The sequence below is a fragment of the Mesorhizobium jarvisii genome, from assembly GCF_003601985.1.
Taxonomy (GTDB): domain Bacteria; phylum Pseudomonadota; class Alphaproteobacteria; order Rhizobiales; family Rhizobiaceae; genus Mesorhizobium; species Mesorhizobium jarvisii.
The window spans coordinates 251,087-277,379 of record NZ_QZXA01000003.1; the positions used below are offsets into that span (position 1 = coordinate 251,087).

The following is a 26,293-nucleotide window of genomic DNA, read 5'->3' on the forward strand; positions in this document are numbered from 1 at the left end:
ATGACGGGCAAGCTCAAACGCACCGTCATCGCCTGGCTGCTTTTGGCGCCGCTGATCGTGGTGACGATCTTTCCCTTCGCGGTGATGTTCCTCACCGCGGTCAAGCCGCGCCAGGAGGTGCTGTCGCCGACATGGTGGCCGAGCGAGTTCCGCTGGTCGAATTTTGCCGACATGTGGGTGGCGACCGGCTTCGGCCAGGCACTGGCCAATTCGCTCTATGTCTCGGTCATCGCCACCGTCGGCGCCATCCTTATCTCCGTTCCCGCGGCCTACGCGATGTCGCGCTTTCGCTTTGCCGGCTACGGCGCCTTCCGCCAGTTCCTGCTGATCTCGCAGATGATCTCGCCGATCGTGCTGGTGCTCGGCCTGTTCCGGCTGATGGCCGCATGGGGGCTGGTGGAATCGACGACGGCGCTCGGCTTCATCTACATGGCCTTCAACGTCGCCTTCACCGTGTGGATGCTGCAGAGCTATTTCGACACCATTCCGCGCGACCTCGAAGAGGCCGCCTGGATGGAAGGCGCCGGCCGCTGGCTGACCTTGCGCAAAGTGTTCCTGCCGCTCTGCCTGCCGGCCATCGCGGTCACCGCCATCTTCACCTTCATCAATGCCTGGAACGAGTTCGTCGTGGCGCTGACCATGCTGCGCAGCCAGGAAAGCTATACGCTGCCGATCCAGGTCTTTTCTCTCGTCGCCGGTCGCTACACGATCGAGTGGCATCACGTCATGGCGGCGACACTGCTGGCGACATTGCCGGTAGCGATCCTGTTCATCTGGCTGCAGCGCTACCTCGTCCGGGGCCTGGCGCTCGGGGCCGTCAAATAGCCGGATATCGTGGAGTTTTCATGCGCATCTTCACCGCCTCGCTGGCGACGGAAACCAACACCTTTTCGCCGGTGCCGACGGACCGGGCCTCGTTCGAGATGGCCTTCTATGCCGGACCGGGCAAGCATCCGGAGACACCGACGCTGTGCTCGTCGCCGATCGTCGCCTTGCGCCGGCGTGCGGCCAAGGAAGGGCTGACCGTGATCGAAGGCACCGCGACCTGGGCCGAGCCCGGCGGCCTGGTGCAGCGGCAGACCTTCGAGGCGCTGCGCGACGAGATCCTCGACCAGTTGAAGGCGGCACTGCCGGTCGATGCGGTCATTCTCGGGCTGCACGGCGCCATGGTGGCGCAAGGCTATGACGATTGCGAAGGCGATCTGCTGGAGCGTGTGCGGGCGATTGTCGGGCCTGACGTGGTGATCGCCTCGGAATTCGATCCGCACAGCCATCTGACGCCCAAGCGCGTGGCGGCGTCCGATATCATGGCCTATTTCCTCGAATTCCCGCACACCGATTTCTACGAGCGCGGCGAACATGTTGTCGAGCTTGGGCTGGCGGCCGCGCGCGGCGAGATCAAGCCGGTCATTTCGACGTTCGACTGCCGGATGATCCAGGTGCTGCCGACCAGCCGCGAACCGATGCGCTCCTTCGTCGACCGCATCAAGGCGTTGCACGGCAAGGACGGCGTGCTGTCGGTTTCCGTCATCCACGGCTTCATGGCAGCCGACGTGCCGGAAATGGGCACGCGCATCCTTGTCGTCACGGACAATGACAAGGCCAGGGGCGACGCGCTGGCGGAGAGGCTGGGACGCGAGCTCTACGAACTGCGCGAAAAGACGGCGATGACGATGCTCGATACCGCCGACGGTATCGACCGGGCGCTGGCGGTGCGTGCAGAGAACCCCGGCAAGCCGGTGGTCATCGCCGACATCTGGGACAATCCCGGCGGCGGCGTTCCCGGCGACGGCACCTTCGTGCTGCGCCAGATGCTGGCGCGCGGCCTCGACAAATTCGGCGTGGCGACGATCTGGGACCCGATCGCGGTGACCTTCTGCCTGGCGGCCGGCGAGGGCGCGGTCATCGACCTGCGTTTCGGCGGCAAGGCCGGGCCGCAGGCGGGTGAGCCGATCGACGCCCGCGTCAAGGTGCTGAAGGCCGTTGCCGAGGGCTGGCAGAGTTTCGGGCCGAGCCGGGTGACGCTCGGGCCGACCGCGCTGGTGCGCATCGAAGGCACCGAGGTCGACATCATCCTCAACACCAACCGCACGCAAACTTTCGAGCCGGACATTTTCTCCAATATCGGCGTCGATCCGCTGGCCAAGGATATGCTGCTGATCAAGTCGACCAATCATTTCTACGCCGGCTTCGAGCCGATCGCCGCGGAGATCATCTACGTCACGGCGCCGAGTTCGTATCCCAGCAATCCGGCGGTGACGGATTACAAGAAGCTGAGGCGGCCGGTGTGGCCTAGGGTGGCCGATCCGTGGAGGGATGAGGCTCCCCCTTCTCCCTTTGTGGGAGAAGGTGTCGCCGAAGGCGACGGATGAGGGGTACTCCAGCGGAGTGAGGCGTTAGCGTTCCCTGGAACACCCCTCATCCGTCTCGGCGCTGCGCGCCGATCCACCTTCTCCCACAGGGGGAGAAGGAAAAAGCCGGCGCTACACCAGCCCGCGCTTCACCATCATCGCTTCCGGCGAAGGCATCTTGCCGCGAAACGCCGTGTACAGCTCTTCCGGATCCTTCGAGCCGCCGGCGGCGTAGATGTTCTTGCGCAGCCTTTCGGCCAGTGCCGGGTTGAAGGGATCGCCGGTTTCCTCGAAGGCGGCGAAGGCATCGGCGTCCAGCACTTCCGACCACATGTAGGAATAGTAGCCGGCCGAATAGCCGTCGCCCGAGAAGACATGGCCGAAATGCGGGGTGCGGTGGCGCATCGCGATAGTGTCGGGCATGTCGAGTTTTTCCAACGTTTCGGCTTCGAAACGAAGCGGCTCGGCCGGAGGATCGGGCCGAGCGTGATAGGCCATGTCCATCAAGGCGGAAGACGTGAATTCCACCGTGGCGAAGCCGGCGCCGAAGGTTCGTGTGGCCAGCATCTTGTCGAGCAGCGCCTTCGGCATCGGCTTGCCGGTCTTGACGTGCAGGGCGTGCTTTTCAAGCACCGCCGGCACCGTCAGCCAATGCTCGTAGAGCTGCGAAGGCAGTTCGACGAAATCGCGGCTGACCGAAGTGCCCGCAACTGACGGCCAGGTGACGTCGGTCAGCATGCCGTGCAGCGCGTGGCCGAATTCGTGGAACAGCGTCTTCGCCTCGTCGACCGACAGCAGGGCCGGCTCGCCTGCCGGCGGCTTGGCGAAGTTCATGATGTTGTAGATCACCGGCTTCGAGCCGTGGCCGAGGCTATAGCCGGACTTCAGTGCGCTCATCCAGGCGCCGGAACGCTTCGAGGGCCGCGCGAAATAATCGGCGAGGAACAGTGCGCGCTCGCTGCCATCGGCGTTTTTCACCACGAAGACGCGTGCGTCGGGGTGCCAGGCGACGATGCCCTTTTTCTCCTCGAAGGTGATGCCGAACAGTTTGGTCGCGACGTCGAAGCAGGCGTCGATCACCCGGTCGAGCTGCAGATAGGGTTTCAGCTCCGCCTCATCGAAGGCGAATTTTTCCGCGCGCAGCTTCTCCTGGTAGAAGCGCCAGTCCCAGGCGGCGAATTTCTCGTTGCTGCCGGCTTGCGCCGCCAGGCGCTCCAGTTCCTTCTGGTCGGCGGCGGCCTTTTCCAGCGCCTTTTCCCAGACCGGATCGAGCAGGTCGTGCACCGCCTTCGGCGTCTTGGCCATGGTGTCGTCGAGCTTCAGCGCAGCGAAGGAGGCGTAGCCGAGCAGCCTGGCCTTTTCGGCGCGCAGTTTCAGCATGTCGCGCACCACTTCGGTGTTGTCGCTGGCGCCGGCATTCTGGCCGCGCATGGTGAAGGCTTTGAAGGCGATCTCGCGCAGGTCGCGGCGTTCGGAGAAGGTCGTGAACGGCTCGTAGATCGAGCGCGACAAAGTGACGGCGTAGCGCCCCTTCTGGCCGCGCATCTCGGCCGCCTCTGCCATCGAGCTTTTCAGGAAATCCGGCAGGCCGGCAAGGTCGGCCTCGTCGAGGAACAGCGCCCAGTCGCGCTCATCGGCCAGCACGTTCTGGCCGAAAGCCGTACCGAGCGAAGACAGCTCCTCATTGATCCTGGCAAGCCGCTTCTTGCCTTCGGCATCGAGCTTGGCGCCGGAGCGGACGAAACCCTTCCAGGTCTTCTCCAGCACCCGCAGGGTCTCGGCGTCGAGGCCGAGGTGCTCGCGGCGCTGGTAGAGGTCGTCGATGCGGGCAAACAGCTTCTCGTTCATCGAGATCGCCGAAAAATGCCTGGACATCTTCGGCGAGATGTCGCGCTCCAGCGCCTGGATGGTCTCGTTGGTGTAGGCGCCGGCGCGGCACCAGAAGATCGACGAGACATGATCGAGTGCCTCGCCGCCAAGTTCCAGCGCGGCAAGCGTGTTCTCGATGGTCGGCGCGTCCTTGTTGCCGGCCATCGCATCGATCTCCGCCTCATGCGCCTTCAACGCCGCGTCGAAGACCGGGGAAAAATCGCCGTCACCGATATGGGCAAAATCGGGCAGGCCGAGCGGCCCCTGCCACGCGGTCAGCGGATGGGCGGCGAGGTCGACGGTTTTCGTGGAGGGCATGAAGGGTCCTTCGCTGGCGTCAAGGAGGAGGGTGTCACCGATGTAGGACGCGGTCCGCGTGCCCGCAATATGGCAGTTGGCCGACCCGCCTCAATAGGCTTCACAGTTTTCGGCGATGGCCGCCTGCGAGCTGGCGGTGATGCGGTTGTCGGTCACCGCGAAGGTTTCCTGCATCAGCATGTCATTGTCGGGGAAGTCGTAGCAGGCGATCACCGTGGTGACGCCGTCCTCGCTCTTCTCGATGCGGTGGCGGATCGCGGCGCCCGCAACCGCGCCTTTCCATTCGTCGAGCGCGGCGATGAATTCCTGCTTGCTCTGGACGACGCCGAGGTCTTCGAGCTTGATGCGGACGTCGTCGGCAAGCAGGTCGGCGAGTTCGGTGCGGTCGGCGACCAGCAGCGCAGAATACCAGCGGCTGATGATGGCGCCGTCATCGGCGCGCGCGGCAACGATCGCTATCAGCAATGCGGCGGCGGCGAAGACGACCGGCCGGACGTTCCTCACCGGGCGCGCCTTACCGTTCATTCCAGCACCGGCCGCTCGAAATCGCCAGTCTCCTTGTTCATCACCCAGAGCTCACCGGTCGAAATGTCGAACCAGGCCCCGTGCAGCGACAGCCGCCCCTTGCCCTCGAGGATCGAGACACAGGGAAAGGTCCGGAGGTTGGCGATGGAATAGCGGATGGAGATGCGCTCGAGCGCCGTCTGGCGCTCGGCCGCCGTCATGAAGGTGCTGGAAGAGACCGTTTCGGCGGCGGGCGCGATCAGGCTCATCCATTTGCCGATGAAATCGCCGGGGGACAGCGGCGCGGCATTGGGGTCGAGCGCGGCGCGGATGCCGCCGCAGCGGCCATGGCCCATGACGACGATGTTCTTGACCTTGAGGCTCTGCACCGCGAATTCGAGCGCCGCCGAGGTCGAATGGAACTCGCCGTCCGGCTCGTAGGGCGGCACCAGATTGCCGACATTGCGCAGCACGAAGAGTTCGCCCGGCCCCGCGTCGAAGATCGCTTCGGGGGCCGCGCGCGAGTCGCAGCAGGCGACGATCATCGTTTCCGGGGCCTGCCCCTCGCGGGCGAGCTCGCGATAGCGGCCGCTCTCGGTGAGATAGCGGCCATTCATGAAATTGCGATAGCCGGCGAGGAGGTGATCGGGAAGATGAGGCATGGGCGGCTAAGGCCTTTCCGGGGTTGGAGGCGGCAGCTCGTTGCGGTCGAGAAAGGCTCTAGCGGTAAAAGCCTGTCACGAGCAATGCAGAATTGTGGGGTCTGGCCATAAACGCCATGCGTATAAGCGGGACGTCCGCCGACATTGTCATGCCCAGATGGCGACCGGTATGCCAAAACCGTCAGCGAGTGGCGGGTTGGGAAATGGCTTCGCGCTGCCGCTGGCGATGCGGCCGGCGATCAGCATCATGACCGCCGCATCGAGGAAATCATCGGCGGCCGCGCCACGCGGCGGCGGCTGGTCGAGGAAGTCCATGGCATAGCCATGCCGGCACAGCAGCGCCTTGCGCTCCGCCATGCCGGCCGGATTGACGCTGCCCTTGATCTTCTTGGGCAGCTGCATGGCCTGGTCGCCATTCAGGCGGCAGAAAGCGACTTCGGGATGCGATTCGAAGACGCGGCCGCGCAGATCGGGCCGCGCGATCAGCAGGGCGTCGATCTCGCGGATCTTCGAAAAGATGCCGAAGGCCTGGATCGAAACGCCGCGCGGCGGGTCGGATGTGGCCCTTGCCACCGCGCTTGCCCTGCGATGCGCGGCATACCAGGCTTCGATTGTGGTGAAATCGCTGGTGTCGGCATAGAGCGCGGCGCGGGACGGGATCGAAAACACGCTGGACTGGCGCGCGCCGAGCAGCGGCCTGACCAGCGCTTCCGGTCCGCGGCCGCCTTTGCTGGAGAATTCGGGCAGGCCGATCGGCATGTCGACGGCGACAACCGCATTGTCGGGAGTTGCCGCGAGCAGCGCCGCGAAACTGGCGAAGATTTCAACCGATGGCGCTGAACCAGGGTTACGAGGTGTCGAACCGGGGTTACGAGGTGTCGAACCGGGGTTACGAGGTGTCGAACCGGGGTTACGACGTATCGAACCGAGTTGGCGCCGCACGGCGATCCAGCCGGCCTTGCAACCGTCGGCGCCGACGAGTACGGCCCCGGCCGAAGTCACGCCCGGCGATCCCGCCCCGGATGCGTGAGATGGCGCAGCTGCACCATGGCCATCGGGTGCGACAGGCTCTGCGCATCGGTTTCGAGCTGCAGCTCGTCGCCGCCGCGTTTTGCCGTGCGCGCCAGGATCTCGTAGACCGCCGCGGTGGTCGATTGCAGCGCCTTGATCGGTGGTTGGCCGGAAAGGATGCGGGCGAGGTAGATGGCCGCCGTCAGATCGCCCAGGCCGTTCGGCGGCTTGTCGATCAGGCGATGTTCGGCCAGCAGCGCCTGGGTGCCGTCGAGAAGCAGATTGCCGGTGCCGCCAATCATCATCGATTGTGCCGAGGTGACCAGCATTGTCGACGGCCCGGCGTGGAGTGCTGCCGCGATCACCGATTTGAGGTCTGGCAGCGGCGCGCCGGCCATCCATTCCAACTCATAGCGGTTGGGCGTGGCGATGTCGGCGATCGGCATCAGCCGGTCTCGCATGGCGGCGGCGGTGGGCTCAGGCACGTAGAGCCCGCCGGAATCGCCCATCACCGGATCGCAGATATAGACGGCATCAGGCGTCCTGGCCTTGACCGCGGCGACCAGCGAGGCGACGGCCTCGGCCTGGCCGGCCTCGCCGAGATAGCCCGACAGAACCGCGCCGACCTCGCCCAGCCATGGCGCGCGCTCGAGGTCGGCCATGAGCGCCTTGAACTGGTCGAGCGGCGGCACGATGCGCGTCGCGCGCCCATGACCGGGATGCCAGGGCAGGATGATCGTCGGAACCGCCCAGACTGGAAAGCCAAGTGTTTCGAGCGCAAAGACGGCAGCGCGGTTGCCGACCGAACCACGGGCGACATGGCTGGAAATGACGATGACCGCACGCGGCGCGTCGGGTTTTTCGGCGCTCATTGTCTTTTGATTCCTAGCTGCCCCGGGTGAGGAAAAGCACGAGCCAGACCATCAGGCCCAGCGCCAGAAGCAGGCCGAGTATCCTGCCAATGCGCGTGCCCCAGACCTCGATCGGGTCGGTGCGGTCGGCGTCGGCGGCGGCGACATGGTCGCGCACGCCTTTCGTCGTCCGCGCCACGAAGGAGGCGCCCGCCGGATCGGTCTCCTGCGCGACGCGCTCGAGGATGCGGCGCGATTCCCTGTCGCTGTCGTGGCGTTGCGCCATGATGATGTCCCGTTTTGACCGGACCTTATCGCGTTCGCGCGGCCAATCACAGGGCCTTGCGGCAAGGCGATGGATGCCGTCGCTGGTCCAGAGGCCGAGGCCGTTTTCTTGCGCGCCGATTGTGGTAATGCTTCGCATGCAACTTCTATCGAGGGACCCCATCATGCTTGCCCAGCGCCTTGCTCGCCCATCGCCATTCCGCACGCTGCCCGCCTTCCTGATGATGGCAATCGTCCTGCCGCTGCTTGCCGGCTGCGGCTACAACACGATCCCGACGGCGGAGGAAAACGCCAAGGCGGCCTGGAGCGAGGTGCTGAACCAGTATCAGCGCCGCGCCGACCTCATCCCCAATCTGGTCGAGACGGTCAAAGGCTATGCCTCGCATGAAAAGGACACGCTGGACGCGGTGGTCGAGGCGCGCGCCAAGGCCACGCAGATCACGGTGACGCCGGAAACGCTGAAGGATCCTGAAGCCCTCAAGAAGTTCCAGGATGCCCAGGCCGGGCTGACCAGCGCGCTGTCGCGGCTGATCGCGGTGTCGGAGGCCTATCCCGACCTTAAGGCCAACCAGAATTTTCTGGCGCTGCAGGCGCAGCTCGAGGGCACCGAGAACCGCATCGCGGTGTCGCGGCGCGACTACATCCAGGCGGTCAGGGACTATAATCTGACGCTCAAGACCTTCCCGTCGGTGCTGTGGGCTACCTTCTGGTTCCGCGGCAACGAGCCCTTCGCCAACTTCACCGTCGACGAAGACAAGATGCAGCCGCCGAAGGTCGATTTCGGCACGAAGCAGGGCGGGTGAACGATCAAATTAGCGGGTCTGGTCCTTGTTGACCTTGAGTTCCGTCACACCCCCCTCTGTCCTGCCGGACATCTCCCCCGCAAGGGGGGAGATCAGCTGGCGTTTCGGCTTTCGCCAATTTTCGGCGTTTGAAGGTTTGGGCCGACGGCAAAGCTGCCAATCTCCCCCCTTGCGGGGGAGATGGCCGGCAAGCCAGAGGGGGGGGCGAAGGAACGCCGCCCTCAATTTTCTTGGCCCGCTTTTCCTCCTTGTCTTCTTCCTCCCCCTAACTGCCCTCGCCGCCGATCTCCCGGCGCTTACCGGCCGCGTCGTCGACAATGCCGGCATCATCGATGCCGGCACCAAGGCGGCGCTGACACAAAAACTCGCCGACTTCGAGACCAAGGGCTCCGACCAGATCGTCGTCGCCACCATCCCCAGCCTCGGCGGCGAGGAGATCGAGCCTTACGCCAACCGGCTGTTCCGCTTCTGGAAGCTCGGCCAGGCCAAGGAGAACAACGGCGTGCTTCTGCTGGTCGCCAAGAACGACCACAAGATGCGTATCGAGGTTGGCTATGGGTTGGAAGGCACGCTGACCGACCTGCACACCAAGCTGATCATCGAAAACGACATGGTGCCGGCGTTCCGCGCCGGCGATTTTTCCGGCGGCATCTCCAAGGCCGTCGACGACATGGTCATGGTGCTGGAAGGCAATCCGGAGGAGTTGGAAGCGCGCGGCAAGCGCAACCAGCAGGCGCCGTTCAATTCAGACGACCTGTTCTTCGCCATTTTCATCAGCATCTGGGCGATCATCTTCTTCGGCAGCATCGCCGCCTCCATCCTGCCGCCGATCTTCGGCAAGAAGCTTGGACCCGGCCGCTATCGCTGGCTCGGCATGACGTTCGAGCCCGGCCGGCGCTCCTCAAGCGGCGGCTGGTCCTCCGGCAGTTCCGGCGGCGGCTGGTCTTCGGGCGGCGGTGGCTTTTCCGGCGGCGGCGGTTCGTCCGGCGGCGGCGGCTCCTCGGGAAGCTGGTGACGGCATGACGACACGCCGCCTGCCGAGGCCCGGCTATTTCAACCCGACGATCCACGTTGTCCTGGCTGTTCTGGCGCTGCTGTTGTCCTGTTTCGCGGGTTTTGCCGCCGAATTGCCAGCGCTCACCGGCCGCGTCGTCGACAATGCCGGTATCATCGATGCCGGCACCAAGGCGGCGCTGACACAAAAACTCGCCGACTTCGAGACCAAGGGCTCCGACCAGCTCGTCGTGGCGACGATTCCCAGCCTCGACGGCGAGGAGATCGAGCCCTATGCCAACCGGCTGTTCCGCTTCTGGAAACTCGGCCAGGCCGGCGAGAACAACGGCGTGCTTCTGCTGGTCGCCAAGAACGACCACAAGATGCGCATCGAGGTCGGCTATGGGCTGGAAGGCACGCTGACCGACCTGCACACCAAGCTGATCATCGAGAACGACATGGTGCCGGCGTTCCGCGCCGGCGATTTCCCAGGCGGCATCTCCAAGGCCGTCGACGACATGGTCATGGTGCTCGAAGGTCATCCCGAGGAACTGGAAGCGCGCGGCAAGCGCAATCCAGCCGACAGCAGCACCCCCATCGATCCGATCGTCGCGGTGTTCCTGATCCTGTGGGCGACGATGTTCTTCGGCGGCCTGGCGATGGCGTTCCTGCCGCCGATGTTCGGCACCAAGCTGTCGCCGGGCGTGTATAGATGGCTGGGCATGACGTTTCGTTACGGCCGGGGGCCAAGCGGATCGTCCGGCTCCAGCGGCTGGACGACGGGTTCGTCGGGCGGCGGCTGGTCGTCGGGAAGCTCCAGCGGCTGGTCGTCCGGGTCGAGCAGCGGCGGCGGGTTCTCGGGGGGCGGCGGCTCGTCCGGTGGTGGCGGTTCTTCAGGAAGCTGGTGAGACAATGGCAACACGACCGATCAGCCCGCAGGATCATGAGCGCATCGCCGATGCAATCCGCGCCGCGGAAACCAAAACCGACGGCGAGATCTACTGCGTCGTCGCCCATGCCAGCGACGGCTATTTCGCTCCGGCCGCCATGATGGCGACGCTCGGCATGCTGATCGTCAGCCTCGCCGTCGCCTATGGGCTGGAGGCATGGTGGCTCACCATCCGCCTGCCGCATTTCGTCGTCGCGCAATTGCTGGCGCTGGCCTGCGTGTTTGCCCTGTTGTGGGCTGTTCCCGGGCTGCGCATCCATATGGTGCCAAGGCGGCTGCGCTATCAGGCGGCGCACGCCAATGCGATCAAGCAGTTCCTCGCCCGCAACGTCCATCGCACCGCGGCGCGCACCGGCGTGCTGGTCTTCGTCTCGATCGCCGAACGCTATGCCGAGGTGGTCGCCGATTCGGGCATCGACGCCAAGGTCGGCCAGGATGTCTGGGACGGCGTGGTGCGCGACCTGACGGCGCATGCCGGCGACGACCGGCTTGCCGACGGCTTCGTCAAGGCGATCGAGCAGGTGGGGTCGGTGCTGGCCGAGCATTTCCCGGTCACGTCTGGCGATACCAACGAGCTGGACGACCATCTGGTCGAAATTTGAGAGCCTGCTGGTAGACACCACTTTACCGATCCGGCCTGTTTGCGGACAGGCTTTGCGCAATGTCAGCGATGTCAGGATCGGCTGTGAGAAAGCGGCCGGCGGGTCACCCGGACTCTTGCAATCGGCCGATGCGGGTTTATGGTTAACAAATCATGAATACGCTGACGATCGACATCCGGAAAGCCGACCCGCGCGATGCAGGCGCCATTGCCGAAGTGCATCTGGAAGCATGGCGCGGCGCCTATTCCGGCATCATTCCACACCGCACGCTGACGTCGATGATCAACCGCCGCGGCGCCGACTGGTGGGCCAATGCGATTCGCCGCGCCGCCACCGTTCTGGTCGTCGAAATCGGCGGCACCATCGCCGGCTATGCGACGATCGGCAAAAACCGCGCCCGGGAACTCAAGCAGCAGGGCGAGATCTACGAATTGTACCTGCGCCCGGAATATCAGGGCATCGGTCTTGGCCGGCGGCTGTTTTCGGCGGCCAGGGCGCGTCTTGCCGACCATGGCCTGAAGGGCATGGTGGTGTGGGCGCTGGAAGACAACCAGAACGCGCTGGCCTTCTATGCCGGCGCCGGCGGCCGCGATGTCGCCGAGGGCGTCGAGATCTTCGAGCAGAAAGCGCTGAAGAAGGTCGCCTTCGTCTGGGAATGACCGCCGATCGCGCAAAGCAAGGCCGTACGTGGTGCATATCCCCGTGAAATCACGACGCTGAAACATCTTGTGGCGATGATTGAACGCATGTGACGCCATCGCGTCCCGCCTGACGTTCACCAGCACCATTCGCCGCATTGCGCCATTGGGCGCCGCCCGCTATCTCCTCCCGACCGAGAGAGGGACAAATCCATGCGCATTGAAGCCATAGCCACCGGAAAGAATCCGCCCGAAGACGTCAACGTCATCATCGAAGTGCCGATCGGCGGCGAACCGATCAAGTATGAGATGGACAAGGAGGCCGGCACGCTGTTCGTCGACCGCTTCCTGCACACCTCGATGCGCTATCCCGGCAATTACGGCTTCGTGCCGCACACGCTGTCGGGCGACGGCGATCCGATCGACGTGCTGGTCTGCAACACGCGCGCGCTGGTGCCGGGCTGCGTCATCAATGTGCGGCCAATCGGCGTCTTGATCATGGAAGACAATGCCGGCCAGGACGAGAAGGTCATTGCCGTGCCGTCACCCAAACTGACGCTGCGCTACGAGAACGTTACCGAGTATACGCAGCTGCCCGACATCACCCTGCAGCAGGTGCAGCACTTCTTCGAGCACTACAAGGATCTCGAGCCCGGCAAATGGGTCAAGATCGAAGGCTGGCACGATTCCAAATATGCCAAGAAGATGATCGTCGACGCGATCGAACGGGCGAAGAAGAGCAAGTAGTCCGAGTCCGAACGGTCAGTTATCCACCCGGCCGAAAGCCGGCACATTGCCGATGACGGTGTGCCGGTCCTTGCCGCAGGCGAAGGTTCGCGCCTTCTCGTCGGCGAGTTTTCGCGCCTGGTCGTTGGCTTGCGGGTTGCCGGTGGCCAGCACAAGGCCGACCGTGCAGCTTTCCCGCGCATCCATCTGGCCGACCTTGGCGACAAGCAGCACGTCTGTCGATTTGTTCTGATCCTCGGCATTGCTGATCGTGCGGCGGTGGATGACCGCGAAGGGCACGGCCTTGTCGCCATTGGTTTCGATGCGCCATTCAACTTTGGCCGCGGACGAATTGAAGCCTGAAAAACTCTCCCAGACGGACGTCATGTCGCCGCCGGGCGGAAAACCGTAGAACAGCGATTCACGGGCGTCGTCATAGGCGATGAGCACGGGATAGCCGCGATAGCCCGAACAGGCGAGATCGGCCCAGTCGCCATCGCCTTCTGCGGCCTGCGCATAGGTCACGCAATCCTTCTTCGAATCGAGGTCGGTATAGGTGCTGGATATGTCGCCGGCACGAGCCACCTGACACAGGCCGGCAAGCGCAAGCGGGATCAGAATGGCACGCATGACGACAATCTCCAGTTAGGCCGGAGCAACGTATCGCCAAACGCTATTTCTTCAAGCTCGCTTCGATCAGCAGATCGGCGTTCGTCGCCACCGACTGGGCGGGACCGCCGAGACCGAACAGCTGGCCGCTGATATAGGCGCCTTCGATCAAAAGCAGCAGCCCGTCACCCAGAGTGTCGGGGTCCTGCGCGCCCATCGCGGCGGCCATGGCGCGCAAGCGGCGGCGCAGCTCCTGCTTGTTGGCCTCGCTAACGACACGCGCCGGATGGCCGCGCTCGGGATATTCCACGGCCGCGTTGGTCATGCCGCAACCGCGGTAGTCGGGCTTTTGCGTGCGCTTGCCGACGCGGGTCAGGAAGGCGCCGATCTGCGCGCGCGGGTCGCCGGGATGGGCGTCGACCGCCTCGTCGAAACGCTCCCAGAATTCGTGGTCATACTGACGCAGATAGGACGCCGCCAGCTCGTCCTTCGACGGGAAACTCCGGTAGAGGCTGGGTTTGGTGACGCCGGCGCGTTTGACGATCTCGTCGACGCCGATTGCCCTGATGCCGCGCCGGTAGAAAAGGTCATACGCCACGTCGAGGATCTTCTTGGCCGCCTTCGGCGGCGCCGATGCATGATCGTCGCTGATGGACAGTTCAATATTTTTGTCGCCTGGCATCATGGAACTCGATTGACAACGTTACCGATCGGTACGTATACGAGCTCCCATCGTTGCAACGTACCGGTCAGTAACATGATAGCTCAATCCCGTCCGTTTGGCCAGCGCTACGCCTTCGTGGTGGTCGGTGTGATCTTCCTTTGCCTGCTGATCGCCGCCGGGTTGCGCTCGGCGCCCGCCGTCATGATGCTGCCGCTGGAAAACAGCTTCGGCTGGCGGCGCGATGTCATCTCGCTGGCCGCAGGCGTCGGCATCCTGCTCTATGGTCTGACGGGCCCGTTCGCCGCCGCGTTGATGGAGCGGATCGGGCTGCGGCGCACGCTGATCGCATCGCTGCTGGTGATGTCGGGCTCGACCGCTCTCAGCCTGCTGATGACCAAGCCCTGGCATCTCTTCATCACTTGGGGCGTCTTCTCGGGCATCGGCTCCGGCGCTGTTGCCAGCGTGCTTGGCGCCACCATCGTCAACCGGTGGTTCAAGACCAATCGCGGCCTGGTCATGGGATTGATGTCGGCCTCCAGCGCCACCGGCCTGCTGGTGTTCCTGCCGCTGCTCGCCTCGCTGGCGCAATCGGGCGGCTGGAAGCCGGTCGCCATCGCCGTCGCGGTCGCCACGGCCTGCCTGCTGCCGCTGGTTTGGCTGCTGGTGCCGGAGCGTCCGGCTTCGATCGGCATGGTGCGCTATGGCGCCGAGGCCGACGACGTGCCGCCGGTGCCAGCGGCATCGCAAGGCAATTTCCTGGCGCATACGCTCAATACGCTGCGCCGCGCCGCCGGCACGCGGGTGTTCTGGTACCTGTTCGCCACCTTCTTCGTCTGCGGCTTCACCACCAACGGGCTGGTCGGCACGCATCTCATCGCCTTCTGCGGTGACATGGGCATCGGCGAGGTGCAGGCCGCCGGCCTTTTGTCGATGATGGGCATTTTCGACCTGATCGGCACAACGCTGTCGGGCTGGCTCACCGACCGTTTCGACCCGCGCAAGCTGCTCGGCGTCTACTATGCCATCCGCGGTCTGTCGCTGATCTATCTGCCCTATTCCGGCTTCTCGGCGACCAGCCTGATCATCTTCGCCGTGCTCTACGGCCTCGACTGGATCGCCACCGTGCCGCCGACACTGCGGCTTGCCAATGAAGCGTTCGGCGACCGCAGCGGCCCGATCGTGTTCGGCTGGATCGTCGCCGGCCATCAGGTGGGTGCGGCCACTGCGGCCGCCTTCGGCGGCACGATGCGCGAGCTGCAGGGCAATTACGAGCTCGCTTTCCTCATCGCCGGCATGACGGCCATCGCGGCGGCCTGTATCTCGCTGCTGATCAACACCAGCCGGCCGGCGTTCGACCCGGAACCGCAAGCCGCCTAAGGCGGGATAAGGCTAAATTCAGTCAAGGCGATCTGACGGCCGTCAGATCGCATGACTGTTCCAGGGCGTGTCAATGGTTGCCGCTGTCAGGGACGGCAATTATGGGCGGTCAATCCGGGTAGCAGACCATCGGAATGTTCGGCCACACCGCGCTGTCGCAGTTGGCGCTGACTTGCCTCTGTTTGAAGGCGGTGCTGACCGGTCCCGTCACCATCGGGTCAACGCCATCAGGCGCATCGGCAAAGGCCTGTTCGGCGGTCTGGGTGTCTGACTGCGCAACGGCGCGCGCGCCTTTCTGGGTCGCGGCAGCCGACTGCGCGGCGTTGGCCGCCAGCAGCAAGGCAAAGGCCACCGAAGCGATGAGCGGCCAAAATCTGTTGAGTTTATCGGTCATGACGGTCGAACTGCCCGGGCCCTGAAAGGTTCCCGCCTTGGTTAACAAAATCATCTCACACGCAGATGCTTAAGATTTGATGAGTATTTGGTGTCGCGCTTCCCCTTTCGCAACTGCGAAAAACCCTGTATGAGCCGCGCAACCGAAAGAGGCAGCGCCTTTGGCCTGCTGCCTGCAACGCTTCCGAGACCCAGAACATGAAACTCCGTAATATCGCGATCATCGCGCACGTCGACCATGGAAAGACCACCCTTGTCGACCAGCTTTTGAAGCAGTCCGGCTCCTTCCGCGACAATCAGCGCGTCGCCGAGCGCGCCATGGATTCCAACGACCTGGAAAAGGAGCGCGGCATCACCATCCTGGCCAAGGCGACCTCGGTCGACTGGAAGGACACCCGCATCAACATCGTCGACACACCCGGCCACGCTGATTTCGGCGGCGAGGTCGAGCGCATCCTGTCGATGGTGGATTCGGCCATCGTGCTGGTCGACGCCGCCGAGGGCCCGATGCCGCAGACCAAGTTCGTCGTCGGCAAGGCGCTCAAGGTCGGCCTGAAGCCGATCGTCGTCATCAACAAGATCGACCGCCCGGACGCCCGCCATGTCGAGGTGGTCAACGAGGTGTTCGACCTGTTCGCCGCGCTCGACGCCACCGACGAGCAGCTCGACTTCCCGATTCTCTACGGTTCTGGCCGCGATGGCTGGGTTTCGGAAAATCCGGAAGGCCCGAAGGACCAGCAGCTTGGGCCGCTGTTCGATCTCATCATCAAGCATGTGCCGGCACCGACCGTCCATCCCGGTCCGTTCCGGATGATCGGCACCATCCTGGAAGCCAACCCCTTCCTCGGCCGCATCATTACCGGCCGTATCGAATCCGGCACGCTGAAGGCCAACCAGGCGGTCAAGGTGCTGCACCATGACGGCACCCAGATCGAAACCGGCCGCATCTCGAAGATCCTGGCTTTCCGCGGCCTCGAGCGCCAGCCGATCGAGGAAGCCCAGGCGGGCGATATCGTCGCCATCGCCGGCCTGTCCAAGGGTACCGTCGCCGACACGTTCTGCGACCTAGCGGTGACCGAGGCGCTGCATGCGCAGCCGATCGATCCGCCGACCGTGACCATGTCCTTCCTGGTCAATGACAGCCCGCTCGCCGGTACCGAAGGCGACAAGGTGACCAGCCGCGTCATCCGCGACCGCCTGCTGCGCGAGGCCGAAGGCAATGTCGCGCTGAAGATCGAGGAATCGCCCGACAAGGATTCGTTCTTCGTCTCCGGTCGTGGCGAATTGCAGCTCGCCGTGCTGATCGAGACGATGCGCCGCGAAGGCTTTGAAATCGCCGTGTCGCGCCCGCGCGTGGTCATGCAGAAGGGCGAGAGCGGCGAATTGCTGGAGCCGGTCGAGGAAGTCGTCATCGACGTCGACGAAGAGCATGCCGGCGTGGTCGTGCAGAAGATGTCGGAGCGCAAGGCCGAGATGGTCGAACTGCGCCCCTCCGGCGGCAACCGCCAGCGCATCGTCTTCCACGCGCCGACGCGCGGCCTGATCGGCTACCAGTCGGAGCTTCTGACCGACACGCGCGGCACCGCCGTGATGAACCGGCTGTTCCATGCCTACGAGCCCTACAAGGGCGAACTGCCCGGCCGCACCAACGGCGTGCTGATCTCCAACGAGCAGGGTGAATCGGTCGCCTACGCCATGTGGAACCTGGAAGACCGCGGCCCGATGGTCATCGATCCGGGCGTCAAGGTCTATCAGGGCATGATCATCGGCATCCACTCCCGCGACAACGACCTTGAAGTGAACGTGCTGAAGGGCAAGAAGCTGACCAACATCCGCGCCGCCGGCAAGGACGAGGCGGTCAAGCTCACCCCGCCGATCCGCATGACGCTGGAACGCGCGCTGGCCTGGATCCAGGACGACGAACTGGTCGAAGTGACGCCGAAGACCATCCGGCTGCGCAAACTCTATCTCGACCCGAACGAGCGCAAGCGTTTCGAGAAGTCGTCCAAGGCGGTCGGCGCGGCGTAATTTCTTCTTCCGACGATTTCCGAGAGGGGCGGGGCACCAGGTGCTCCGCCCCTTTCTCGTTTTACCCGCCGGCTGCGGAGATGATCGCTTCGTGGTCCGGCTCGCCGGCCAGGTCGATCCGGATCGTCATCCCCTGGCGGGCCGGCTTGCGTAGGGCTTTGGCGCCGTCCGGATCGACGATCAGCAGGCGTCGTTCCTCCAGCGCCAGAAGCCGCGAGCGCGAGATGCCAAGTTCGCTGGCGAGCAGACGATCAAGCCGCAGCGATGTCGGCATTTCCAGCCCAAGCCGGAGTTCCAGCGCCGCCGCGCGGTCCCTGGCGCCGCCTAGCAACCGTTTATGCACGGCGACATCGGGAAACTCCTCGACGCGCCCGACCTGGTTGCGCAAGGCGACCATGTCGAAGGCATGGCGCCGCGCCAGTCCCGGGTCATTGCTTTCGAACGCCTGCAGCAGGGCCGGTTCGATGTCGCGGCGGTTGCAGCGTTCGAAAATGCCTAAATTCCAGGAATTGTCGCAGTCGACGCAGCGGTAGATCAGCCACACGTCGATGCGCTTGCCGTTGGCGTTGACGCGGAATTTTCCGCTGCAGCGATAGGCCTTCATGCCGCCGCAGCGATTGCAGTTGATCAGCGGTTGAGGTGCGATTTGGGGCGCGATCGTCCAGTGGATGCGTAAAGTGCCGGACATGCCGGTAAGCCCTTCCCGTCGGGAAGTTCATCAGGTCGGCACGATCGAGATGCCCATGCGGGCGCGGCGTGGCGGTAGGCTGTGGGGATGGTCAGGTGTCGCCGGCGGAAAGCGCGCGACAGCGGTTCAGCAGTGCCAAACCGGTCTCGAACCGCCGCCCAGAAGAACACATGAATATAAGACAGGCACCGCGGATGCGGCGCCACGCGAGTGTGTTGGGGGAGTTGACGAGACCGGCGGTTACTGAGGCAAAGTGAAGCTCAAAATTGTTTCGTGGCAGGTCTTCTAGCCGTAGCCAACGAGGACGGCAAGGCAGGCCAACGAATGATGGCTTCCGACTTTATTCGGGGCATTCGGAGACGTCCGGCGGGAAACTGCCGTCGGTTCCATGCACTGGCGATCACCGATCTGATGGCGCTGGTGCCCAGGGGAGGTACGCTTTCTATGTCTTCAATGGTTCGCAAGACCGAATAGTGATCGATCCTTTCGGAGTATCGCCCTGGTTCAACTCGAAATCCGTAGAATAAAGTAAATATATGATTCTCTGTATGGTAGTCGTCTTCATCGAATGTCACGATAAAAAGGCTGTTATTTTTCTTCGACCAAGCCCCGTAGCCCCCAAGGTAAGTTTTTAACCAGGCATCCGCCGCCTCTATTGTGCCATCATGCATGTCATTTTCGAGATTGGGGATTACGAAGCTAACGGATGGTAGCTTCGCATAGTCGCGAGGGAACTGGGCCAAAGGCTTCTCAAATCCCTTTGAATCCGCAAACGATTCCCAAGGATTGTGTTTTCGCGGCGATCTGGCTTCGACGTAGCCCGCGAACGTCTTGCCGTGAGCTCGAAGACGAGCGGCCAGGTTCGGTGCTGCAAAGCTATGCATGCCATCGTCATGGACGCCTTGTGTCAAGCCGCTGAACAGGGCGAAGTAATTGGGTTGGCTGGGGTGAGCAACCCCGTAGGATCGATCGAACAGAGCGCCGCCTTTTACCAGCCTGTTCAAATAGGGAGCATCTCGCCCCGCCAGAGAAATCTGCTCAAAGGTGTGGTTTTCCATGATCACGACAACGACGTGATCATATTTCGGCGGCTTCCTTGACGATGCTACAGCCTGCGGCGCTCCGGTCAGCGTCATGACGGCTACCAGGACAGCCGGCATGGAGAACCGTCGAAGGACAGCGCGCCAACTTTGCACAGCCACGAGAACTCCTCCTCCCGCCTGCTCGGCAAGATCAACCTGACTGCAAGCCACCGACGTTGCAAGCGGCGATGTCGATCGGATATCGTCTGCCCTTCAACCGCTTGGAAGGCAGTGCCATGCATCTCACCTCGCTCCTGATCTTCGCCGCCGCCTTGTTCGTTGCCGCCGGCTCGCCCGGTCCGTCGATCGCGGCACTGGTCGCACGCGTCATCGCGAAGGGCTTTCGCGACGTGTTCCCGTTCCTTCTCGCCATGTGGATCGGCGAGGGCATCTGGCTGTCGCTGGCGGTGTTCGGACTTGCCGTCGTGGCGCAGACCTTTCACTTTGCCTTTGTTGTCGTGAAATGGGCAGGCGTCGCCTATCTCGCTTACCTCGCCTGGAAGATGTGGACGGCGCCCGTCGACGCGAAAGAAGGCGAGATGCCGCGCGAGGATTCAGCCGTGAAGCTGTTCTTCGCCGGCATGGCCGTGACGCTCGGCAACCCCAAGATCATGATGTTCTACCTGGCGCTGCTGCCGACCATCATCGACCTCGCTTCGGTCAGCATCGTCGGCTGGGTCGAGCTGACGGTGACCATGGCGGTGGTGCTGATCGCCATCGATCTCGCCTGGGTGCTTGCCGCCTCGCAGGCGCGCAAGCTCCTCAGAAGCAAGCGCGCCATGAAGATCGCCAACCGCGTCAGCGCCACGACGATGGCTGGCGCTGCCGCTGCCATCGCGGCGCGCTCTTGAGCATGATCCTGAGGCGAGGCGTCAGGCCATCATATTGATGATCGGTGCGATCTCGACGTTGCAGTTCGGCATGGCCAGCATCGGGCAGCCTTTGGCCTTTTCGGCGGCATCGTCGATGTCTTTGGCCTCGATGATCGAGTAGCCGCCGGTCGGGTTGCTACCGCCGTTGTTTTCTATCTTGCCGCCAGGCAGGACGGTCTTCGACATGCCGACTGGATTGCCTGGATCGACAACGGCCGAGCCAAGCTTTCCAAACCAGCCTGTCCAGGCGTCGGTCATCGCCTTTCGCTCGGCTTCGCTCGTCGGCATCTTGCCGGAGCCGTGATAGACGTAGAGAAACTTCGCCATGTTCTCCTCCCTTGATGAGCGGCATTGAACCGGCATGCGGTCATGCCGCCTGCCGATCATCCGACCAAACCGGCAAACACGCAACGGAAATGAGGGGTGGCTAGTATAAGGCGCGGCTAGGGTCCGCCTCAACGCGCCATGGCGTGGTACTCGTCGTTCGGCCGCATGTCGATTGCCGCCGCCACCCGGTTCGACATATTGAAGAAGGCCGCGGTCGAGGCTATGTCCCAGATGTCGCGGTCGCTGAAGCCGGCCTTTCGCAGCGCTGCCCGGTCGGCCTCGACGATCTTGGCCGGCTCCTCGGTCAGCTTGACGGCGAATTCGAGCATCGCTGTCTGCCTGGGGGAAAGCGCGGCGGCACGGAAATTCATCACCATCATCTCGCCGAGCGCCGGGTCGCCCGACAGCTGTCGCACCGCGGCGCCATGCGCGGTCAGGCAGTAGTAGCAATGATTGATGGAGGACACGGCAACGGCGATCATCTCGCGCTCCAGCTTCGACAGGCCGGACTCGCCCAGCATCAGGTCGTTGTACATGTCGGTGAAGGCGCGCAGTTTCTTGTCGTCGAAGGCATAGGCCTTGAGCACGTTGGGAACCAGGCCGAGCTTCTCCTGGCATTTGGCGAAATAGGCCTTTGTCGGCTCGCTCAGCTCTCCCGAGGCCAGATCCAGTGCTGAAATTTTGCCGGTCATGGGTCACTTCTCCTCGTCGGGCGCTATCTTGTGATCGAATTCCGATAATTCATGGCAAGCCGTCAAACCTTTGTCGCCAAACAGCGGTCATCTGCTACGATAGTCGTAAAAGCATTCGACGGGAGGGAATAGCGTCATGGCCAGCGTGAAATCCGCAGCGAAGCCGAAGAAAAAAGCCACATCGGCGACAAAGACCGAGGAAAGGCCAGCCAGGCTTGCCGATTACCTGCTCGCCCGGGCACCGGCGGAAGACATCGCCGCCTATGAGGCGGCCGATCTCGAACGCGCCGCCGACCTCGCGGGCCAAGCGGTCGCCGGCCACAAGAAGGGCGCGTGCGTGGTTGCCGTCGAGACCGATTCGGGCGTCGTCCGCGAAGGCCGCCCGGTCACGGTCATCACCGTCGTCAACGACAACATGCCGTTCCTGTTCGATTCCATCCTCGGCGAGATCACCGAGACATCCGGCGAGCCGACCCTGGTCACCCACCCGGTCATCACCGTTCGCCATGGCAAACGCGGTGTCGAGGAAATCCTCGGCGACGGCAATTTCGCCAAGGACGATGGCAGCCACGACCGGCTGAGCGTCATCCATGTCCACATACCGCGGCTGACGGTGGAAGCGGCAAACGCCCTGACCGAGCGGCTGCGCAAGATGCTTGGCCAGGTCCATGCCGCCGTCAAGGACTGGAAGCCGATGCTCGCCCGTCTCGACCAGGCGATCTCGGAATTCCGCTATTCGGCGGTACCGCTCGACAAGAACAGCGTCGCCGAGGCGATCGCCTTCCTGGAATGGCTGCGCGACGACAATTTCACCTTCCTCGGCATGCGCGAGTTCAAATACTCCGGCGGCGAGGAAAGCGGCAATCTCGAGCGGGCCGACAAGCCCGGCCTCGGCATTTTGTCCGATCCCGATGTGCTGGTGCTCAGGCGCGGCACCGAAGCGGTGACGACGACCCCTGAGATTCGCGCCTTCCTGCATGGGCCGGAGCCGCTGATCGTCACCAAGGCCAATGCCAAGTCTTCCGTGCACCGGCGCATCTATCTCGACTACATCGGCGTCAAGACCTATACCCCGAAGGGCACGCTTGCCGGCGAACTGCGTATCGTCGGCCTGTTCACCTCGACCGCCTACACGCGCTCGGTGATGAAGATCCCTTATCTCAGGTCCAAGGCCGAAACCATCATCGCCAAGTCCGGCTTCGACCGGCACGACCACTCCGGCAAGGCGCTCATCAACGTGCTGGAAAGCTATCCGCGCGACGAACTGTTCCAGGTGCCGGTGCCGATCCTGCGCAAGCATGCCGCGGCCATTCTCGGCCTGATAGAGCGGCCGCGCGTGCGGGCGCTGGTGCGCGCCGACCAGTTCGACCGCTTCGTCTCGATCCTCGTCTTCGTGCCGCGCGACCGTTACGACAGCGTCGTGCGCGAGAAGATCGGCGCCTATCTGAAAAACGTGTTCGAAGGCCGGCTGTCGGCCTATTACCCGGCCTTCCCCGAAGGCGGGCTGGCGCGCGTGCATTTCATCATCGGCCGCTCCGGCGGCAAGACGCCGAAGGTCGAGCAGGCGACGATCGAGGCGGCGATCCGCGACATCGTGCGGACATGGGAGGATGCCCTTTCCGACGCGGCGGATGCGGGTGGCGGCGATCAGGCGTTGAAGGCCATCGCCGCAAGGCTGCCGGAAAGCTACCGGGACACGTTCAGCGCGGCGGTGGCGCTGGCCGATGCCGGGCGCATCGCCAGGATTAGCGCCGATAATCCCATCGCCATCGACTATTATCGCCATGCCGAGCAGAAGCCGCACCAGGCGGCGCTGAAGATCTATCACCATGGCAGCCCGGTGGCGCTGTCGCGGCGCGTGCCGGTGCTGGAAAACATCGGCTTCCGCGTCATCAGCGAGCGCACCTTCGAGGTCGGCGGCGACGCGACCGACATGGTCTTCATCCACGACATGGAACTGGAGAACAGCTACGGCAAGCCGATCGACCTTACCGATGGCGGCGCGCTGTTCGAGGACGCCTTCCTGTCGGTGTGGCGTGGCGATGTCGACAATGACGGCTATAATGGCCTGGCCCAGACCGCCGGCCTGTGGTCCGGTGAAATCACCATTCTGCGCGCCTATGGCCGCTATCTGCAGCAGGTAGGCATTCCGCAAAGCCAGGATTTCATCGCCGCGGCGCTCAACCGCTATCCCGATATCGCGCGCGGCCTGCACGCGCTGTTCATTGCCCGGCTCGGCCCGACGGCGGTAACCGAGGGCGTGGTGGCGGCAAAGCACCTCAAGGCCAAGATCAAGGACGCGCTGGAAGATGTGCCCAACATCGATGACGACACCATCATCCGGCGCTACCTCAATCTGATCGAAGCCTCGCTGCGCACCAATCATTTCGTTGCCGATACGAAGCAGAAGGGCCAGTCGCTGGCGATCAAGCTCGAGTCGCAGGCGGTCGAGGGTCTTCCGGCGCCACGACCGTGGCGCGAGATCTTCGTCTACGGTTCCGAGGTCGAAGGCCTGCATCTGCGCTTCGGCCCGGTGGCGCGTGGCGGCCTGCGCTGGTCGGACCGCGCCCAGGACTACCGCACCGAAGTGCTCGGCCTGGTCAAGGCGCAGCAGGTCAAGAACGCCGTCATCGTGCCGGTCGGCGCCAAGGGCGGCTTCTTCCCCAAGCGCCTGCCGGTGGGCGGCAGCCGCGACGCGATCTTCGAGGCCGGTACCTCGGCCTACAAGAATTTCGTCTCAAGCCTTTTGTCGATCACCGACAATATCGGGCTGGACGGTGTCATTCCTCCGGCCGGGGTCGTGCGCCGCGACCAGGACGATCCCTATTTCGTCGTCGCCGCCGACAAGGGCACGGCGACCTTCTCCGACACCGCCAACGCCATCTCCGAGAAACATGGCTTCTGGCTCGACGATGCCTTCGCCAGCGGCGGCTCGGCCGGCTATGACCACAAGAAGATGGGCATTACCGCCAAGGGCGCCTGGGAAGCGGTCAAGCGGCATTTCCGCGAGATCAACCGCGACATCCAGACCTCGCCCTTCACCGTCGTCGGCGTCGGCGACATGTCGGGCGACGTTTTCGGCAATGGCATGCTGTTGTCGCCGCAGACAAGGCTGATCGCCGCCTTCGATCATCGCGACATCTTCATCGATCCCGATCCCGACATGACGGCCTCGATGGCCGAGCGCGAGCGTATGTTCGCGCTGCCGCGTTCGAGCTGGCAGGACTATGACAAGACCAAGCTGTCGGAAGGCGGCGTTATCGTCTCGCGCAGCCAGAAGTCGATCACCTTGCCGGCGACCGCCGCGGCGGCGATCGGCCTCAGCAAGACCACCGCCACGCCGGCCGAGATCATGACCGCCATCCTCAAGGCGCCGGTCGACCTCCTGTGGTTCGGCGGCATCGGCACTTACTTGAGGGCCTCCACCGAAAGCAATGCCGAGGTCGGCGACCGCGCCAATGACGCCATCCGCATCATCGCGCTCGACGTGCGCGCCAAGGTGATCGGGGAGGGCGCCAATCTCGGCGTCACGCAGCGCGCCCGCATCGAGTTCGGCATGAATGGCGGTCGCTGCAATTCCGACGCCATCGACAATTCGGGCGGCGTCAACTGCTCCGACGTCGAGGTCAACATCAAGATCGCGCTGGCGTCGGCCATGCGCAAGGGATCGCTGACGCGCCCGGCCCGCAACAAGCTGCTGGCCGAGATGACCGGCGAGGTCGGCGGGCTGGTGCTCTCCAACAACTACCAGCAGACGCTGGCGCTTTCGATCGCCCGCAAGCGCGGCCTTGCCGACATCGCGCACCAGGCCCGCTTCATGTCAGCGCTCGAAGCGCGCGGCCTGCTCGACCGCGCCGTGGAGACGCTGCCGTCGCCGGCTGCCCTTGCCGAGCGCGAGGCGCGCGGCGAGCCGCTGACCAGGGCCGAACTCGGCGTGCTGCTCGCCTATGCCAAGATCGTCCTGTTTTCCGACATCGTCGCCAGCGATGTGCCTGACGATGCGCATTTCGATCGTGACCTGATGGGCTATTTCCCTGACCGGATGGCGAAGAAATACGCCGCCGAAATCCACGGCCACAGGCTGCGCCGCGAGATCATCGCCCGCGTCGTCGCCAACGACCTGGTCAATCGCGGCGGCCCGTCCTTCGTGAACCGGCTGCAGGAAGCCACCGGGCGCACCGCCGCCGACGTGGTGCGCACCTTCGCCGTGGTGCGAGACGGCTTTGCGCTGCCGGCGCTCTATAGCGAGATCGATGCGCTCGACAGTCAGATCGACGGCCAGGTGCAGCTCGATCTCTACCAGATGGTCAGCCGGCTGATCTACGTGACCAGCGGCTGGTATCTGAAGAACGATGCCGGCACGGCGCCGCTCGGCCAGCGCATCGCCGAGCTGCAGGACGCGCGCAAGGCGCTGGAGCCGAAGCTCGTTTCGCTGCTGCCGGCTTTCTCGCGCGAGCGGATCGAGGAGAAGCGGCACGGGCTGTTCAAGGCTGGCGCGCCGGAAAAGCTGGCCGAGCAGCTGGCGCTGAGCGAGGTGGCCGAACTCATCCCCGACATCGCGCTGACGGCGCGCACGGCCGGTGCTGACATCGTCGCGGCGGCACGAGCGTTCTTCGCGGTCAGCGATGCCTTCCGCATCCCGCGTGTCGAGGACGCGGCGCGCTCGATCACGCCTTCGGACTACTACGACCAGTTGGCGCTATCGCGCGCCACCGACACGATAGGCGCGGCGCGTCGCGGCATTGCGGTGGCGGCGCTCACCGGCCATGCCAAGGCAGCGGATCCGGTGGCGGCCTGGCTGGAAGCCGGCGGCGAGCGCGTGGCGCGCATCCGCGAGCGTCTGCAGGCGCTCACCGAAGGCGGCGAGATCACCGTGTCGCGGCTGTCCGTGGCGTCTGGGCTGATGAGCGATCTGACCGGGATGTGAGGGTTCTTGCGGAGGTTGGCGCCGCCCCTCATCCGGCTGCCGCCGTTCGTTGTTCGAAAAGCCAAGCAATTG

Annotated in this window: 25 protein-coding genes; 12 read left to right on the forward strand and 13 right to left on the reverse strand. The window is 64.1% G+C overall.

The window, feature by feature from the left end; all coding sequences use genetic code 11:
• On the forward strand, positions 1-825 hold the full coding sequence (locus tag D3242_RS08795; protein WP_038653518.1) for a carbohydrate ABC transporter permease: 825 nt from the start codon (positions 1-3) through the stop codon (positions 823-825).
• Between the two features lie 20 nt (positions 826-845).
• A complete protein-coding gene (locus tag D3242_RS08800) occupies positions 846-2,372 on the forward strand; it encodes a M81 family metallopeptidase (protein WP_064981369.1) in 1,527 nt (508 codons plus the stop codon).
• Positions 2,373-2,483: 111 nt separating this feature from the next.
• On the opposite strand, the gene D3242_RS08805 is transcribed toward D3242_RS08800, so the two are convergent.
• The 6 genes from D3242_RS08805 to D3242_RS08830 all read right to left on the reverse strand — a co-directional run bounded on the left by D3242_RS08805 (position 2,484) and on the right by D3242_RS08830 (position 7,852).
• Positions 2,484-4,538: a M3 family metallopeptidase gene (locus D3242_RS08805; protein WP_064981367.1), complete on the reverse strand. Its 2,055-nt coding sequence runs from the start codon at positions 4,536-4,538 to the stop codon at positions 2,484-2,486.
• A gap of 90 nt (positions 4,539-4,628) precedes the next feature.
• Complete coding sequence (locus D3242_RS08810; protein ID WP_064981365.1) at positions 4,629-5,063, reverse strand: hypothetical protein; 435 nt, start codon at positions 5,061-5,063, stop codon at positions 4,629-4,631.
• A complete protein-coding gene (locus tag D3242_RS08815) occupies positions 5,060-5,704 on the reverse strand; it encodes a carbonic anhydrase (RefSeq protein ID WP_010912207.1) in 645 nt (214 codons plus the stop codon). The genes D3242_RS08810 and D3242_RS08815 overlap by 4 nt, the downstream gene beginning before the upstream one ends.
• Positions 5,705-5,851: 147 nt before the next feature.
• Positions 5,852-6,706 (reverse strand): DUF429 domain-containing protein, encoded by an 855-nt coding sequence (locus D3242_RS08820; RefSeq protein ID WP_064981363.1) that lies wholly within the window; start codon positions 6,704-6,706, stop codon positions 5,852-5,854.
• The gene (pdxY, locus tag D3242_RS08825) at positions 6,703-7,587 is read right to left on the reverse strand and encodes a pyridoxal kinase PdxY (RefSeq protein ID WP_064981362.1); all 885 of its coding nucleotides are present in this window, start codon (positions 7,585-7,587) and stop codon (positions 6,703-6,705) included. Before pdxY ends, D3242_RS08820 begins: the two co-directional genes overlap by 4 nt.
• A gap of 13 nt (positions 7,588-7,600) precedes the next feature.
• Positions 7,601-7,852 (reverse strand): hypothetical protein, encoded by a 252-nt coding sequence (locus D3242_RS08830; protein WP_027047520.1) that lies wholly within the window; start codon positions 7,850-7,852, stop codon positions 7,601-7,603.
• A 163-nt stretch (positions 7,853-8,015) separates the two neighbouring features.
• Between D3242_RS08830 and D3242_RS08835 the strand changes: the two genes are divergently transcribed.
• From D3242_RS08835 to ppa, 6 genes are all read left to right on the forward strand, one after another.
• Positions 8,016-8,654, forward strand: coding sequence for a LemA family protein (locus D3242_RS08835; protein WP_019861892.1), 639 nt, complete (start codon positions 8,016-8,018; stop codon positions 8,652-8,654).
• Positions 8,655-8,823: 169 nt separating this feature from the next.
• On the forward strand, positions 8,824-9,669 hold the full coding sequence (locus D3242_RS08845; RefSeq protein WP_064981360.1) for a TPM domain-containing protein: 846 nt from the start codon (positions 8,824-8,826) through the stop codon (positions 9,667-9,669).
• Between the two features lie 4 nt (positions 9,670-9,673).
• Positions 9,674-10,555: a TPM domain-containing protein gene (locus D3242_RS08850; protein ID WP_064981359.1), complete on the forward strand. Its 882-nt coding sequence runs from the start codon at positions 9,674-9,676 to the stop codon at positions 10,553-10,555.
• 4 nt (positions 10,556-10,559) lie between these two features.
• On the forward strand, positions 10,560-11,198 hold the full coding sequence (locus D3242_RS08855) for a TPM domain-containing protein (protein ID WP_064981357.1): 639 nt from the start codon (positions 10,560-10,562) through the stop codon (positions 11,196-11,198).
• 152 nt (positions 11,199-11,350) lie between these two features.
• The gene (locus D3242_RS08860; RefSeq protein WP_010912199.1) at positions 11,351-11,857 is read left to right on the forward strand and encodes a GNAT family N-acetyltransferase; all 507 of its coding nucleotides are present in this window, start codon (positions 11,351-11,353) and stop codon (positions 11,855-11,857) included.
• A gap of 192 nt (positions 11,858-12,049) precedes the next feature.
• Entirely contained in the window at positions 12,050-12,583 is a 534-nt protein-coding gene (gene ppa / locus D3242_RS08865; RefSeq protein WP_038650389.1) for an inorganic diphosphatase, read from the forward strand.
• A gap of 15 nt (positions 12,584-12,598) precedes the next feature.
• On the opposite strand, the gene D3242_RS08870 is transcribed toward ppa, so the two are convergent.
• Both D3242_RS08870 and D3242_RS08875 read right to left on the reverse strand, forming a co-directional pair.
• A complete protein-coding gene (locus tag D3242_RS08870) occupies positions 12,599-13,192 on the reverse strand; it encodes a hypothetical protein (protein ID WP_064981355.1) in 594 nt (197 codons plus the stop codon).
• A 43-nt stretch (positions 13,193-13,235) separates the two neighbouring features.
• A complete protein-coding gene (locus D3242_RS08875) occupies positions 13,236-13,853 on the reverse strand; it encodes a TetR/AcrR family transcriptional regulator (protein ID WP_064981738.1) in 618 nt (205 codons plus the stop codon).
• A 75-nt stretch (positions 13,854-13,928) separates the two neighbouring features.
• Between D3242_RS08875 and D3242_RS08880 the strand changes: the two genes are divergently transcribed.
• Positions 13,929-15,212, forward strand: a complete 1,284-nt coding sequence (locus D3242_RS08880; RefSeq protein ID WP_064981353.1) for an MFS transporter — start codon at positions 13,929-13,931, stop codon at positions 15,210-15,212.
• A 109-nt stretch (positions 15,213-15,321) separates the two neighbouring features.
• Here the strand turns inward: D3242_RS08880 and D3242_RS08885 are convergent, their stop codons facing one another.
• Positions 15,322-15,606: a hypothetical protein gene (locus D3242_RS08885; RefSeq protein WP_223217841.1), complete on the reverse strand. Its 285-nt coding sequence runs from the start codon at positions 15,604-15,606 to the stop codon at positions 15,322-15,324.
• A 197-nt stretch (positions 15,607-15,803) separates the two neighbouring features.
• On the opposite strand from D3242_RS08885, the gene typA reads away from it, so the two are divergent.
• Complete coding sequence (typA, locus tag D3242_RS08890) at positions 15,804-17,633, forward strand: translational GTPase TypA (protein ID WP_064981351.1); 1,830 nt, start codon at positions 15,804-15,806, stop codon at positions 17,631-17,633.
• Positions 17,634-17,694: 61 nt separating this feature from the next.
• Here typA and D3242_RS08895 read toward each other — a convergent pair whose 3' ends face one another.
• Together D3242_RS08895 and D3242_RS08900 are read right to left on the reverse strand one after the other, a co-directional pair.
• Positions 17,695-18,321 carry a DUF1062 domain-containing protein gene (locus D3242_RS08895; protein ID WP_064981349.1) on the reverse strand — a complete coding sequence of 209 codons (627 nt, stop codon included), beginning with the start codon at positions 18,319-18,321 and terminating at the stop codon, positions 17,695-17,697.
• Between the two features lie 260 nt (positions 18,322-18,581).
• Positions 18,582-19,457: an alkaline phosphatase family protein gene (locus D3242_RS08900; protein WP_223217842.1), complete on the reverse strand. Its 876-nt coding sequence runs from the start codon at positions 19,455-19,457 to the stop codon at positions 18,582-18,584.
• Positions 19,458-19,639: 182 nt separating this feature from the next.
• Here D3242_RS08900 and D3242_RS08905 point away from each other — a divergent pair, with 182 nt between their 5' ends.
• A complete protein-coding gene (locus tag D3242_RS08905) occupies positions 19,640-20,254 on the forward strand; it encodes a LysE family translocator (protein ID WP_027047515.1) in 615 nt (204 codons plus the stop codon).
• Between the two features lie 21 nt (positions 20,255-20,275).
• On the opposite strand, the gene D3242_RS08910 is transcribed toward D3242_RS08905, so the two are convergent.
• Both D3242_RS08910 and D3242_RS08915 read right to left on the reverse strand, forming a co-directional pair.
• The gene (locus D3242_RS08910) at positions 20,276-20,602 is read right to left on the reverse strand and encodes a YciI family protein (RefSeq protein ID WP_027047514.1); all 327 of its coding nucleotides are present in this window, start codon (positions 20,600-20,602) and stop codon (positions 20,276-20,278) included.
• A gap of 128 nt (positions 20,603-20,730) precedes the next feature.
• Entirely contained in the window at positions 20,731-21,294 is a 564-nt protein-coding gene (locus D3242_RS08915) for a peroxidase-related enzyme (protein ID WP_064981347.1), read from the reverse strand.
• 136 nt (positions 21,295-21,430) lie between these two features.
• Here D3242_RS08915 and D3242_RS08920 point away from each other — a divergent pair, with 136 nt between their 5' ends.
• Entirely contained in the window at positions 21,431-26,221 is a 4,791-nt protein-coding gene (locus tag D3242_RS08920; RefSeq protein WP_064981345.1) for an NAD-glutamate dehydrogenase, read from the forward strand.
• Positions 26,222-26,293 lie beyond the last annotated feature (72 nt).